The following is a 13,374-nucleotide window of genomic DNA, read 5'->3' as shown; positions in this document are numbered from 1 at the left end:
CTATGTTTAAAAATGGACAAAGCTTAAACTTCCTCTATTTCCTATTAATTGGCATACTACTATTCCTGTTTTTCTATTTAATGGTTAAACTATTTCCGGTTTATAAAGCGGTATTTTCCTTATTATGGCATGTATCTGCGCCCTTTCTTATCTCCTGTTTAATTGCCTATTTACTATACCCCATTGTACAGATGATTCATCAATATCGTATCCCTAAAGGGGTAGCAATTTTAATCATTTATCTGCTCTTTTTTGGTTTAACTGCATATTTTATTTATCGTATATACCCAATGGTCGTCGTTCAGGTGAGAGATTTAAATGAACAGTTTCCGCAATTGATGAATATGTATGAAAAAACAATTTATCAGATGTATGAATATACATCCTTTTTACCAGAAAATGTACATGATAAGTTTGATCAATTGCTGATGCGAATCGAAAATGCATTAGATCGATTATTAGAACGATTGATGAATGGATTTACCAAAGTGTTTGATTTCATCATACTCTTAACTGTTATTCCTGTACTCGTTTTTTACTTTTTGAAAGACTATGACAAAATAAAAGCAGTTGGTAAACGTTTGATTCCAGTAAAGTATCGAACAACCGCCAGTCAAATTTGGCATGCAATTGATGAGAATTTAGGGAATTATATACGCGGTCAATTTATCGTTTGTGCGTTTGTAGGTCTTACTTCATTTATCGTTTTTAAATTCTTATTGCAACTTGAGTTTGCATTAATATTAGCAATTCTAATGGCAATCACAAACCTAATCCCTTATTTCGGACCGATTATTGGAGCGGTACCAGCAGTGGCAATTGGTTTTACTGTCTCCGGTAAACTCGTCATTTTTGTCATTCTGTCTGTATTTGCGATTCAATTGGTCGAAAGTAATCTCCTGTCCCCTTATATTGTGGGTAAAAGCATAAATATCCACCCGGCAGCGATTATTTTTGCATTACTGTTAGGCGGGCAATTATTTGGAGTTATTGGGATGGTTATTGCGGTTCCGTTAATGACCATTCTAAAAGTTATCGTGAAACATCTGCTAATATGGAAGGAATATTATTCTAAATCCAAACAGCCAAAAGATTCTGCTCCATCTTAATTGACATTAATATACGCATTATTCTATAATAGCGCATAACAAGGTTATAATTTAAAAGCGTTGAAGGTTCTGAGTACATGATACGTGCTTTTGTAGAGAAGGGATTCCTTAGGCTGTAAGAAACCCTAAAGTTCACATCATGGAAAGCTGTTCTGGAGTGCGGTTCATTCCCGCCGGTTTGTATACCGTTATCAACTACAAGTGATGAATACAACTGTATTCATAATAAGGGTGGTACCGCGATCAATCTCGTCCCTGCAATTGCAGAGAGGGGATTTTTTTATTCTATTAACAATCGAATTTTAAAAGCGCAACAGAATGGAGTCATTCTGGCAACCTTCTTTAAACGATTCACTGTTGTGTCTACATAGTACTGTTTTCCAGAACTGAACTTATAAACCGAATTTTTTCATAAATATAGGAGGAAAAGCAAATGAAGCAACTGACGTCAGCAGAAGTAAGGCAAATGTTTCTAGATTTTTTTAAGGAAAAGGGCCATCGAGTCGAGCCGAGCGCATCACTTGTACCAAAAGATGATCCGACACTATTATGGATTAATAGCGGTGTCGCTACATTAAAAAAATATTTTGATGGAAGGGTCATTCCAGAAAATCCAAGAATTGTAAATGCTCAAAAATCAATCCGAACAAACGATATTGAGAATGTAGGTTTTACAGCACGTCATCATACGTTCTTTGAAATGCTTGGAAATTTTTCCATCGGCGATTATTTTAAGCAAGAAGCAATCGAGTGGGCATGGGAATTTCTAACGAGCGAGCATTGGATTGGATTTGAAGCAGACCGTTTATCGGTTACTGTGCATCCTGAAGACGATGAAGCTTATGATATTTGGCTGCATACTATTGGCTTGCCAAAAGAGCGGATTATCCGTTTAGAAGAAAACTTTTGGGATATCGGAGAAGGACCAAGTGGACCAAACACAGAAATATTTTACGATCGTGGCGAAAAATATGGCAATAATCCAAACGATCCAGAGCTTTATCCTGGAGGAGAAAATGACCGGTACCTAGAAATATGGAACCTTGTATTCTCGCAATTTAACCATAATCCCGATGATACGTATACACCTCTACCTAAAAAAAATATTGATACTGGTTTAGGTCTTGAAAGAATGGTATCTGTCATTCAAGATGTTCCAACCAACTTTGAAACGGATCTATTTATGCCGATTATAAAGAAGACGGAAACGTTAGCTTCTGTTAAGTATGGGGACAGTTCATCAACGGATACTGCGTTTAAAGTAATTGCAGATCATATTCGTACCGTTAGCTTTGCCATTGGTGATGGTGCGGTTCCGTCTAATGAGGGGAGGGGCTATGTTCTCCGTCGTTTAATTCGTAGAGCGGTTCGCTTTGCTAAAGAGATTGGCATTGAAAAGCCATTTATGTATGAACTTGTGGATGTAGTAGCTGACATTATGCAGGATTTTTATGTTCAAGTGGTGGAAAAGAAAGATTTTATTAGAAATATGGTTAAGGCAGAGGAGGAAAAATTTCATGAAACATTGCATGATGGATTGGATATTTTAACAACTATCATGAGCCGTGAAAAACAACGGGGAAGCTCGATTTTTCCTGGTTATGAAGTGTTTCGCTTATATGATACGTATGGATTTCCTAAGGAGCTAACCGAAGAATACGTCCAAGCACAAGGATTTTCTATTGATGAAGCTGGTTTTCAAGCAGAAATGGATAAGCAACGAGAACGAGCACGAAAAGCGCGACAAAAAGTAGATTCCATGCAGGTACAAGGAGGTGCGATAGCAGAAATTGATGTAGCAAGTGAATTTGTGGGTTATACAAATACGGAGCAAGATACGACTGTTGCAGCAATCATAAAAGATGAGCAGCAAGTGAAACAAGCAAACGCAGGAGAAGAAGTGTATCTGTTTCTACATCAAACCCCGTTCTATGCAGAAAGTGGTGGACAAATTGCCGACCAAGGAACCATCCATACGGAGTATGCGGTTGGACAAGTAAAAGATGTACAAAAATCACCGAAAGGGCAGCATGTGCACCGTGTTCGAATTGAAAAGGGCAGTATTTCAGTAGGAGAAATGGTTACGGCAACAGTTGATGTAGCCAAAAGATCGTTTGTTGTCAAGAATCATACGGCGACACATTTATTACATCAAGCATTAAAGGATGTCATTGGAGAGCATGTTAATCAGGCTGGTTCGTTAGTAGCTCCAGAACGGTTACGCTTTGATTTTTCCCATTATCAAGCTGTATCCAAACAAGAATTAGCGCAAATCGAACGACAGGTAAATGAAAAAATATGGCAAGCTATTCCATTACAGATTAAAACCGAAAAATTGGAAGAAGCGAAAAAAATGGGAGCAACTGCCCTTTTTGGTGAAAAATATGGCGATATCGTTCGTGTTGTGCAAATTGGCGATTATAGTATTGAATTATGTGGCGGTTGCCATGTTGTAAACACATCTGAAATCGGCTTGTTTAAAATTGTTACAGAGAGCGGAATAGGGGCTGGCACAAGAAGAATTGAAGCTGTGACGAGTAAACAGGCATATGAATTTATAACAGGCAAATTAGGGTTACTACAACAAGCATCACAATTAGTCAAAGCAAAAGACGAGGCTGTGCCCGAAAAAATTGAGGCACTGTATCATGAGATAAAACAACTACAAAAAGAAACGGAATCCTTGCAAGCAAAATTAGCAAACAAGGAAACAGCTACTATGCTTGAAGAAGTTAAAACGATAGACGGAGTTCAAGTTTTAGCTAAAAAAGTAGAAGTGCAAGATATGAATCAATTACGGAATATGGTAGATGAATTAAAGCAGAAACTTGATTCAGGTATGATTCTATTAGCGATGGAAAATAATAATAAAGTGCAATTAGCAGCAGGTGTTTCCAAGGACTTAATTGAGCAAGGTTACCACGCTGGACATCTGATTAAGAAAGCAGCACAGGCTTGTGGCGGAGGTGGCGGAGGTCGACCTGACATGGCACAAGCTGGCGGAAAAGACCCATCTAAAATAGCGGAAGCATTACATGTAGCAAAGCTTTACATCGAAGAGAAACGAAACCATTAAATTGTGGTTACAGATATAAAAAAGATATAATTCATCGTTTAAACATGTTACTATAATACAAGAAGCATATCGGATAATTTCGTATTCCTAGATAATGATTCCAAAATCGAGGTGTCATAATGAGTTCAATTGACAAAACTATGAAATTTAATTTTTCGGAAGAACCTTTTGATGAGGATATTAAAGAAATACTTTTTAAAGTGCATGGAGCTCTACAAGAAAAGGGATATAATCCAATAAACCAAATTGTTGGTTATTTGCTATCCGGAGACCCTGCCTATATCCCAAGATATAACGATGCGCGCAATTTAATTCGAAAAATTGAGCGTGATGAGGTTATTGAAGAGCTGGTTAAATTTTATTTAGAGCAGCAGCAGGCGGACAAATGAAAATAATGGGATTGGATGTAGGGTCCAAAACAATTGGTGTTGCTGTTAGTGATGCTTTAGGTTGGACCGCGCAGGGTATTACTACTATTAAGTGGAATGAAAATGATTTAACTTCTGCTGATAAAGCTTTAATAAAAATCATAACCGAGCATGAAGTGGGGAAAGCTATTGTCGGGTTACCGAAAAATATGAATGGAACGATTGGTGAGCGTGGTGAAGCGTCGATCACTTTTGCAAAACATATTGAAAGAAAGTTTAACATCCCCACAGAGCTTTGGGATGAGCGTTTAACAACGATGGCTGCTGAAAGGGTATTGTTAGAAGCAGATGTCAGCAGAAAAAAGCGCAAGCAAGTCGTTGATAAAATGGCTGCTGTCATGATTTTACAAGGTTATCTTGACCAAAAATAAAGGAGTGGAACAATGGCACTAGAAGAAAAAGAACGGATTATTATTCCTGATGAGAACGGGGAAGAGCATCTTTTTGAGGTTTTGTTTACATTTGATGTGGATGAAATGAACCAATCGTATATTGCTGTAACCCCTGTTGAACAGTCTGAGGAAGAAGAAGTGGAAGTATACGCATTTCGATATGAGGAAAAGGATGAGGACGATTTATCTCTGTTCCCAATTGAATCAGATGAAGAATGGGAAATCGTTGAAGAAATGTTAAACACCTTAGCAGAACAGGAAAATGAAGCGTAATAAGAAAGTAAAAATTTACAAGCTAATGTCATATTTAGACGTTAGCTTTTTTCTTTTTTTATAAAAATAATGGCATCCATTAGCAAGTTTTAGTATAATATAGCGGATGAGGAGGGAAGATAGATGTCCAAGCAGAAAAATAGTAGCAAATTTAGGGACAACCTCATGGCCCGCAGTGAAGAAGCCAAAACTGTTCGCAAAATTGTAGCGATCATTGTTATTACGCTACTGATTATATTAGTAATTGGAGTTATTTCAGGTTACTTATATGTTAAATCTGCTTTAGAGCCAGTTAATCCCGATAGTAATGAAGAAATTAAAGTAACGATACCAATCGGTTCCTCATCTTCTAATATTGCAAATATATTGGAAGAGAATGGTGTGATTAAGAATGCTCTTGTATTTCGCTTTTACATTAAATTTAACAATGATTCGAATTTCCAGGCCGGAGACTATACATTTAGCCCTTCGATGGAATTAAGTGAGGTTGTCGATTCATTAAAAAGTGGTAAGTTAATGGCAGAGCCTGTACATACCGTTACCATACCTGAAGGAAAAACAATCGATGAATTAGCAGAAATATATGCAAAGCAATTGCCTTTTACAAAAGAAGAGTTTCTTAAAAAAGTAAACGATCCGGACTATATTCATACATTGATGGAGCGTTATCCTTCCATATTGTCAGAGGATATATTAAATCCAGAGATACGCACACCACTAGAAGGTTATCTGTTTGCTGCTACGTATGAATTTTTTGAAGAAAAACCGAGTGTTGAGACAGTTGTCGATGAAATGATGAAAAAGACCGAAAGCGTACTATCCAAATATTTGGATGAAATCAAACAAAAAGATTATACTGTCCATGAAGCTGTAACATTTGCTTCTGTTATTGAAAAAGAATCTGGTGCAAAAGATCAACGCAAGAAAATTGCCGGGGTATTTGCCAATCGTCTTGAAGAGGGGATGAAGCTCCAAACTGATCCTACTGTATTATATGCACAAGGAAAGCATAAAAAACGTGTCATTTATGAAGATTTAGAAATTGAATCTCCTTACAATACGTATTATGTAGAAGGGCTCCCTGTCGGTCCAATTGGGAATTTCTCAGAGAACTCCCTAGTAGCTGCGCTTGAACCTGAAGAGTCAGACTATCTATATTTCTTGCACGATAAAAATGGGAACATATATTATGCAGAAACATTGGAACAGCATAATAAGAATAAGCAAAAACATATCAATTAAATCCAACCTTTTTTATCCCCCGATCTATTTGAGAGGGGGATTACTCCAGTTTACAGAATATGAAGGGGATCATGATGAAAGACAATAGTATGGATTACTTAGTAAATATGATACCAAAACGAACTTCTTCTATAGACCTAATTGAGCAGGGGGCGAAAAAAGACCGCGTGCCCATTATGGAGCCAGTGAGCATGCACTTTGTCCAACAGATAATTCGATTAAAACAACCTAAACGGATATTAGAGATTGGTACAGCTATCGGATACTCCGCTCTAAGAATGCTTGAAGCTGCACCTGATGCAGAGATTGTTACCATGGAAAGAGACGTGCAAAGATATCAAGAAGCAATTCAGAATATACGTACTCATGGTGCTGAAAAACAGATAAAAATCCTATTGGGAGATGCTTTGGAAATGCTAAAAAACTTGCAAAACGAAGCATTATTTGATGTAATATTCATCGACGCTGCCAAAAGCCAGTATCGTCGTTTTTTCGAACTTGTTACCCCTTTATTAGCAAATGAAGGCATCATCATTACAGATAATGTTTTATTTCGTGGATATGTCGAAAAGCCACATATAGCTCCATCCAGATATAAGAAAATGGTGGAAAAGATAAATGATTATAATCATTGGCTCATGCAACATCCATTATTTACAACGTCTATAGTGCCTATAGGGGACGGAATAGCGATTAGCATGAAACATAGTTAGAAGGGAGTAACCAATCGATGCATAACCAACCAGTAGTGATTGGCGTAGCAGGAGGAAGTGGAAGTGGAAAAACCTCTGTGACACGATCTATTTGCCAGCGCTTTTCAGACCAAACCATTTTAGTTATTGAACAAGATTATTATTATAAAGATCAAAGTCATCTCCCTTTTGAAGAACGTCTAAATACGAATTATGATCATCCCTTAGCTTTTGACAATGAATTGCTTGTTAAGCATTTAAATGATTTATTAGAAGGTCAGCAAATAAACAAACCTGTTTATGATTATAAGCTTCACACACGCTCACAAGAGGTGATCCATGTAGAGCCTAAAGATGTGATCATTCTTGAAGGGATATTAATTCTTGAAGATCCGCGGCTGCGTAATTTAATGGATATTAAAGTTTTTGTGGATACAGATGCTGATTTACGGATTATCCGTAGACTGATGAGAGATATTAAAGAACGCGGAAGAACACTGGATTCTGTTATTGAACAATATGTTCATAAAGTAAGACCATCCCATTTGCAATTTATCGAGCCGAGTAAGCGGTATGCTGATATTATTATCCCTGAAGGTGGTCAAAACCATGTTGCTATTGACATCATGGCAACAAAAATCGAAAATATACTTCTTAAACATAAATAATAAATTTCAATAAAAGTATTGAAAAATCATTTGAATTCTGCCATAGTAATGTTTAGTATATTTTAAGAAAATGGAGCGCTTACATTCGAGCCCCTGTTAGTATGTGTTCAAAAATAAAAGGTTAATGAAAATAAATAATAATCTATCATGTAGCGAATGTTTCGCAGTGAGGTACAAAAGCAGAACCATGAATTTGAACATATTCTAAAGATGATACATGCCAAGTAAAATTGGTATGGCAGTGATATATTGAAGTAAGAAGAAGGAGTGTTTAAAATGGCTGTAGAAAAAAGTTATTATATGACACAAGAGGGGAAAGAAAAATTAGAACAAGAATTGCATTATTTAAAAACAGAACGACGTCAAGAAGTTGTTGAACGAATAAAAGTAGCTCGAGACTTCGGGGATCTTTCCGAAAACTCTGAGTATGATGCTGCCAAAGACGAGCAGGCTTTTGTTGAGTCTCGCATTGCGCAAGTGGAAAAAATGATTCGTAATGCAGTAATTATAGAAAATGATGACCAAAACCCAAATATGGTTTCTTTGGGTAAATCTGTAACTTTTCAGGAGCTTCCTGATGGGGATAAAGAAACATACACAATTGTTGGAAGTGCAGAAGCAGATCCATTTGAAGGTAAAATATCTAATGATTCACCAATGGCACAAAGCTTAATCGGTCAAGAAGTCGGCTCAGAAGTGTCTGTAACGACACCTGGTGGCGAAATTTATGTTAAAATAATCGACGTGAAATAAGATGGTTAAAAAGATAGTGAGCTCATGTTCACTATCTTTTTTTTGCGAATGAAAAGCCTTGTTGTACCAGTAATGGTTAAAAGCATGTAAAAATACTCCGTGCAGCTGAAGAAGATTTTACAAGAGGTATTGATATAACCTAAGATAATATCTATGTGGTCAGGATCGTTCTTTAAGTTACAGAATGAAGTCTTTTAATGGGGACCAAGGAAAACTACTTACCAAAATTTTTGCTTTGATAGGTCTAAGGAGGTTAAATGAGGGCAATTACGTGGAAAAGCTATATGGATCGGGTTTTCATTTTTACAGAGAGGTTTTTCTAAACAACAAGATACTTTCATTACATGGATAGTTGTATTTTGCAAAATAATTGTTATACACTTAGCATATAAATTTTTATAGTAAATATGATATGATAGTAGGGTAATTATAGGAGGGCAGAAGTAATGAGTGATTTTGATAGAGTTTCCCGAGTAGATAAATTTGAAAAACGAAGAAAAAATACAAAATCTATATCAATTTTACTTGTTGTAGGTGCAGTTTTACTTATTATCCTGCTAGGGTTTTGGTTGTTTGGGGACGATGAGGATGCAGCAAAAGATGACAGCCAGGAACCTAATGCACAAACGGAAGCAGATGAAAAAGTATCAGATGCTGAAGATGGAGAAAATGAGGATCAGTTTACCAGAATCGAAGAAAATGATGACAAAGACAAATCATCGGAAAAAGAATTAGAAACAGATGAAAAACACTCTTCAGATAAAGAGCAATCAGGCTCTGAAGGAAATGCTGCGGTTGAAACTGAACAAGTAGAGCCTTCGAATGATAATGTCTTAAAAGCTTATACGGCCGATTGGAAGCCAATTGGAACAGAACAAGAAGGTCCGCATACCACAAATTATGATGAAGGTTCACAAGATAGAAAAGAAATAGCAACAGCGGCTGCGGAGGTTACCGGTTTGGATGAGAGCAGCATGGTTACACATTGGGTAGGAAACGGCGGAGACCAGCAAAGAGTAGAAGCGACTATTTCTAATAAAGATAATTCACAAATTTATCGTGTTTATTTAACGTGGGTAGATGAGCAAGGATGGAAGCCAACAAAAGTAGAGCAACTAAAGCAAGTAATTATTAACTAACTGGATAAATATGGAGGCAGGAGGCATCTGTATGACAATAGGAATAATTGGAGCAATGGATGAAGAAGTTGCTCTATTAAAGGATTCAATGCATGAAAAAAAAGAGCTAGAAGTAGCCAATTGTTTATTTGTACAAGGAGTGCTGGGTGATAAGGAAGTTGTCTTACTGAAATCAGGCATTGGGAAAGTGAATGCTGCCATGGCAACTACCATTCTACATGAACGTTTTGCTCCGGAATACATTATTAATACTGGCTCTGCTGGAGGATTTGCCAAGGATTTAGAAGTGGGTGATGTTGTTATTTCTACGCAAGTTGTTCATCATGATGTAGATGCAACTGCGTTTGACTATGCTTATGGCCAAGTACCTCAAATGCCTGCGATGTATGATGCTGATGTGAATTTGGTTGCAAAAGTAGCAAGTGTTATGAACGAACTTGGTATACAATATAAAAAGGGGATTATTGCGACAGGCGATTCATTTATGGCTGACCCTGAACGTGTGCAATTTGTTCGTAACAAATTTCCAACGATGATTGCTGCAGAAATGGAAGCAGCAGCGATTGCGCAAGTATGTTATCAATATGGTACCCCTTTTGTTATCATCCGAGCGCTATCGGATATTGCGGGGAAAGAGGCTTCCGTTTCATTCGACTCATTTTTAAAAACCGCTGCAACGAACGCTGCAACTATGATTATGAAGTTTATCCAAGTAAATTAAAAGGTCTAATGTAATAGAAGATTTTCTATTACGTTAGCTATAGTTAGCACATATTATGTATTTATATATCCATGAATTACCTACTTATGAACCTAGTAATTTATGTTAGGATAGGGATAGGAAAATAGGAGGTAATACGAATCATGGATGATAAACAAAAAGAATTACAATATAAATATACAGATTACCAGCGTTTTATCGGTGTACTGCTTATTTTGTCCATGTATTTATTTCTGGGTGCCATCATTAATACGTACTTACGTCCATCAGAAGATGGAGTGGCTCTAATCGGTTTAACACTCGTTGCTTTAAGCGTTGGTTTTTGGCTTCATTATCAACAACGTAGGATAAAAAAACTTTTAGATAAACGCTAATGCAGATTCGCTTAGCGTTTTTAATTGTTTTCATAGAAATAAGGAAATGGTATTTGATATGCAAAGTGGTGTAAGACGCTCCCGCAAAAGCCTGAGTTAATACAAACTGATAAGTGGGGGAAAACGGCACGTAATTGCCTATTCGTTGGGTTGCACAACATGTCGAAACAGTAACCGTACACATAGGAAATTTTTTTCGTTTTCAATGGAATTGGATGTTTTATCCTTTTAGGTGGGAGATGGTAGAAAAAACCTATTGATTAAAAGTTCACTTGTTTTATGAATGAAAAAAGCCGTTTCTCTTAAAAATGGAGAAACGGCTTAACTACACCTGTGAAAAAAGTTGCAATTTGTACCTTAACCGCTATAAATATTTTTTATTAATGCTATTGCTGTTCAAATAGACGCAATAGAATCAGATTAAATAGATAACAGCATATTCCGTTAATCATTGATACGCAAATTATACTTATCGTCCAAAATGAAATATTTAAAAGTCCCACATCCAAATAACTTGGTTTCAATAGAATTGTAACCAGACTTAGCACAATACCACCGACAAAAAAGTAAACCATATGAATGAAAAATATCCCTTTTTTTCGCAACTTTAATCGAGGCAGAAAGGATTTTAAATAAAAGAATAGTACGATGTCTAAAGCAATAAGCAGACCAACCAACCACAAAAACCCAATTGGTGGCGGTTTATCAGCACCTGCAAGAAAAATTAATAGCCATATAAAGAAAAAGCTTATTAAATTAATGGCAATTATCTTCTTTTTAATTAGGTCATTCATAAAAAGTCACCTATATTCAGTGTTTATAACGAAAGCTAATTTAAATGAGGAAATAAAATAAATGGAAAAGATAGTATATCGGCTACCCTTTTCATTGCAATTCACAAGGACGAAGTGTGGTAATATCGAACTACAAAATCTCCTATTGCTTTTTCTTATAACCATATAATGCCGTGCATTGAAAGCTATACCTGTATTCTACCAAATAAACGAAAAAGTTGATATAAAACAAAAACCACTATACGCATGTTTATTTTATACCTTATTTAGTTATACCAGCAACTAGTAATCATACTAGGTTAATTTGATGTTAATTGTTGTTTACAAGTGTGTTGTTATAAAGCGTTGAGTCTTCCTATATTCTCTTTTTTTAGATGTTTTTCATGAAGCAGTTCTTTCTAGTAAAACTTAGTTAAACGACTAGTCCAAACGGGCAAGTCGTTTTTTTAATATCTTTTATTAAGGAGGGATTATATGAAGCAAGCTATTGTAAGGTTAGTAGTATTGGCAATATTACTTGTAAACCAAGCATTGATAACAATGGGGTGGAACCCAATACCGTTTTCGGAAGAAGAAATTTATCAAGGTGTGTCGGCGATAGTAACTGTAGTTATAGCTGTATGGGCTTGGTGGAAAGACAATCCTGTTACTAAAAAAGCCCAGCAAAATGAACAATTTTTGAAAGATAAAGGAATGAAATAATATGTTTAAAATAAAAGCTCAATATTCAATTGAACGCCGGTATATTACTAATAAAAATGCAAGACCTAGACTGAAAAATCTAGGTGTGCAGTTTCTAGTTGCACACGAAACAGCTAACAATAATGCAAATGCTGATGCGCACTATAATTATTTTCAAAGCGTAACATCTGAAGCATCTGCTCATACGTTTATTGATGATACAAAGATTTTAGAAATCATTCCACTCCATGAAAAGGCATGGCACGTTCAATATAGAACGCCAAAAGATAATCAGTTGTATGGTGACGACGCAAATGATATTGCAATTGGGATAGAGCTTTGTCGTACTGGAGATTTTAACAAAGCTTATGATCGTTATGTTTGGTACCATGCTTATTTATGTAAAAAGTTTGGACTGAATCCTAAAAAAGATATTGTGGCCCATAAAACGTTAGATCCTAGTCGTAGAACTGATCCACAAAGTTGGTTAGAGCCTAACGGCGTTTCATGGGCTGAATTTATTGCAGACGTTTATGAATACTACCTGAAATGGAGCGCTGACAGCGGACAAGCACCTAGACCCTCTAAGCCTTCTAAACCACAAGGCGTAAGAGTTGTAGGCACTGATCTAAAAGGAAAGCGTGTGGAAAACACTTATCATACTGATGTAAACTATTATGATAGCCCAAGGTGGGACAATCCAAGTGGTACTTTTAAACCTGGCCATGGTTGGGCTATAGATAATAAGCTTTTGGTAAACGGGTCGCCAATGTACCGAGTGAAAAACAGCAAAGGTGATATATATTATATTACTGCCCATCCTAGGTTTGTTAGCGTTGAAAATGATAGCACAGCTGCTAAACCATCCGACAATAGATCTTTTAGTGTTGGCGAGAAAGTGTATTTGAGTAAGTCGGCTGACCGTTATGTGACTGGAGAAAAAATACCTCAAAGAAAAAAAGGGAAAACTTACACGGTGCAACAGGTAGAGTCTAGTAAAGTACTGCTTAAAGAGATATACTCATGGGTACA

14 protein-coding genes and 1 pseudogene are annotated in these 13,374 nt (G+C 36.4%); 14 read left to right on the top strand and 1 reads right to left on the bottom strand.

The window, feature by feature from the left end:
* The first annotated feature begins 2 nt into the window (after positions 1-2).
* The 12 genes from BKP57_RS01405 (at position 3) to BKP57_RS01350 (ending at position 10,867) form a co-directional block, all read left to right on the top strand.
* Positions 3-1,109 carry an AI-2E family transporter gene (locus BKP57_RS01405; protein ID WP_050353160.1) on the top strand — a complete coding sequence of 369 codons (1,107 nt, stop codon included), beginning with the start codon at positions 3-5 and terminating at the stop codon, positions 1,107-1,109.
* Between the two features lie 433 nt (positions 1,110-1,542).
* Positions 1,543-4,185, top strand: coding sequence for an alanine--tRNA ligase (gene alaS, locus BKP57_RS01400; RefSeq protein WP_050353159.1), 2,643 nt, complete (start codon positions 1,543-1,545; stop codon positions 4,183-4,185).
* Positions 4,186-4,304: 119 nt separating this feature from the next.
* Positions 4,305-4,574: an IreB family regulatory phosphoprotein gene (locus tag BKP57_RS01395; RefSeq protein ID WP_050353158.1), complete on the top strand. Its 270-nt coding sequence runs from the start codon at positions 4,305-4,307 to the stop codon at positions 4,572-4,574.
* Complete coding sequence (gene ruvX / locus BKP57_RS01390; protein ID WP_050353157.1) at positions 4,571-4,984, top strand: Holliday junction resolvase RuvX; 414 nt, start codon at positions 4,571-4,573, stop codon at positions 4,982-4,984. Before BKP57_RS01395 ends, ruvX begins: the two co-directional genes overlap by 4 nt.
* 12 nt (positions 4,985-4,996) lie before the next feature.
* Positions 4,997-5,278: a DUF1292 domain-containing protein gene (locus BKP57_RS01385; protein ID WP_050353156.1), complete on the top strand. Its 282-nt coding sequence runs from the start codon at positions 4,997-4,999 to the stop codon at positions 5,276-5,278.
* A 123-nt stretch (positions 5,279-5,401) separates the two neighbouring features.
* Positions 5,402-6,520, top strand: coding sequence for an endolytic transglycosylase MltG (gene mltG, locus BKP57_RS01380; protein WP_050353155.1), 1,119 nt, complete (start codon positions 5,402-5,404; stop codon positions 6,518-6,520).
* A gap of 89 nt (positions 6,521-6,609) precedes the next feature.
* A complete protein-coding gene (locus BKP57_RS01375; protein WP_232231292.1) occupies positions 6,610-7,233 on the top strand; it encodes an O-methyltransferase in 624 nt (207 codons plus the stop codon).
* A 17-nt stretch (positions 7,234-7,250) separates the two neighbouring features.
* Positions 7,251-7,880 (top strand): uridine kinase, encoded by a 630-nt coding sequence (udk, locus tag BKP57_RS01370; RefSeq protein WP_050353154.1) that lies wholly within the window; start codon positions 7,251-7,253, stop codon positions 7,878-7,880.
* A 276-nt stretch (positions 7,881-8,156) separates the two neighbouring features.
* Entirely contained in the window at positions 8,157-8,633 is a 477-nt protein-coding gene (gene greA / locus BKP57_RS01365) for a transcription elongation factor GreA (protein WP_050353153.1), read from the top strand.
* 446 nt (positions 8,634-9,079) lie between these two features.
* Entirely contained in the window at positions 9,080-9,772 is a 693-nt protein-coding gene (locus BKP57_RS01360) for a YrrS family protein (protein ID WP_050353152.1), read from the top strand.
* A 31-nt stretch (positions 9,773-9,803) separates the two neighbouring features.
* Positions 9,804-10,493 (top strand): 5'-methylthioadenosine/S-adenosylhomocysteine nucleosidase, encoded by a 690-nt coding sequence (gene mtnN / locus BKP57_RS01355; protein WP_050353151.1) that lies wholly within the window; start codon positions 9,804-9,806, stop codon positions 10,491-10,493.
* A gap of 143 nt (positions 10,494-10,636) precedes the next feature.
* Positions 10,637-10,867, top strand: coding sequence for a YrhC family protein (locus BKP57_RS01350; RefSeq protein WP_050353150.1), 231 nt, complete (start codon positions 10,637-10,639; stop codon positions 10,865-10,867).
* A gap of 386 nt (positions 10,868-11,253) precedes the next feature.
* Here BKP57_RS01350 and BKP57_RS01345 read toward each other — a convergent pair whose 3' ends face one another.
* On the bottom strand, positions 11,254-11,661 hold the full coding sequence (locus BKP57_RS01345) for a hypothetical protein (RefSeq protein WP_050353149.1): 408 nt from the start codon (positions 11,659-11,661) through the stop codon (positions 11,254-11,256).
* Positions 11,662-12,135: 474 nt separating this feature from the next.
* Between BKP57_RS01345 and BKP57_RS01340 the strand changes: the two genes are divergently transcribed.
* Together BKP57_RS01340 and BKP57_RS22625 are read left to right on the top strand one after the other, a co-directional pair.
* Positions 12,136-12,363, top strand: coding sequence for a phage holin (locus BKP57_RS01340; RefSeq protein WP_050353148.1), 228 nt, complete (start codon positions 12,136-12,138; stop codon positions 12,361-12,363).
* Between the two features lies 1 nt (position 12,364).
* Positions 12,365-12,895, top strand: a pseudogene (locus tag BKP57_RS22625) (peptidoglycan recognition protein family protein); the annotation flags it as partial.
* Positions 12,896-13,374: the final 479 nt, after the last annotated feature.

The organism is Virgibacillus sp. 6R (assembly GCF_001895305.1).
Lineage (GTDB): Bacteria > Bacillota > Bacilli > Bacillales > Amphibacillaceae > Virgibacillus > Virgibacillus pantothenticus.
The sequence above is the reverse complement of the archived record's forward strand: the minus strand, read 5'-3'. Positions and strand labels throughout refer to the sequence as shown.

Excerpts from the sequence above, each read along its gene's own strand:
- mtnN (WP_050353151.1), top strand. The coding sequence starts at position 9,804 with ATGACAATAGGAATAATTGGAGCAATGGATGAAGAAGTTGCTCTATTA.
- greA (WP_050353153.1), top strand. The coding sequence starts at position 8,157 with ATGGCTGTAGAAAAAAGTTATTATATGACACAAGAGGGGAAAGAAAAA.
- BKP57_RS01405 (WP_050353160.1), top strand. The coding sequence starts at position 3 with ATGTTTAAAAATGGACAAAGCTTAAACTTCCTCTATTTCCTATTAATT.
- BKP57_RS01340 (WP_050353148.1), top strand. The coding sequence starts at position 12,136 with ATGAAGCAAGCTATTGTAAGGTTAGTAGTATTGGCAATATTACTTGTA.
- BKP57_RS01385 (WP_050353156.1), top strand. The coding sequence starts at position 4,997 with ATGGCACTAGAAGAAAAAGAACGGATTATTATTCCTGATGAGAACGGG.
- BKP57_RS01395 (WP_050353158.1), top strand. The coding sequence starts at position 4,305 with ATGAGTTCAATTGACAAAACTATGAAATTTAATTTTTCGGAAGAACCT.
- BKP57_RS01375 (WP_232231292.1), top strand. The coding sequence starts at position 6,610 with ATGGATTACTTAGTAAATATGATACCAAAACGAACTTCTTCTATAGAC.
- ruvX (WP_050353157.1), top strand. The coding sequence starts at position 4,571 with ATGAAAATAATGGGATTGGATGTAGGGTCCAAAACAATTGGTGTTGCT.
- alaS (WP_050353159.1), top strand. The coding sequence starts at position 1,543 with ATGAAGCAACTGACGTCAGCAGAAGTAAGGCAAATGTTTCTAGATTTT.
- BKP57_RS01350 (WP_050353150.1), top strand. The coding sequence starts at position 10,637 with ATGGATGATAAACAAAAAGAATTACAATATAAATATACAGATTACCAG.
- mltG (WP_050353155.1), top strand. The coding sequence starts at position 5,402 with ATGTCCAAGCAGAAAAATAGTAGCAAATTTAGGGACAACCTCATGGCC.
- BKP57_RS01345 (WP_050353149.1), bottom strand. The coding sequence starts at position 11,661 with ATGAATGACCTAATTAAAAAGAAGATAATTGCCATTAATTTAATAAGC.
- udk (WP_050353154.1), top strand. The coding sequence starts at position 7,251 with ATGCATAACCAACCAGTAGTGATTGGCGTAGCAGGAGGAAGTGGAAGT.
- BKP57_RS01360 (WP_050353152.1), top strand. The coding sequence starts at position 9,080 with ATGAGTGATTTTGATAGAGTTTCCCGAGTAGATAAATTTGAAAAACGA.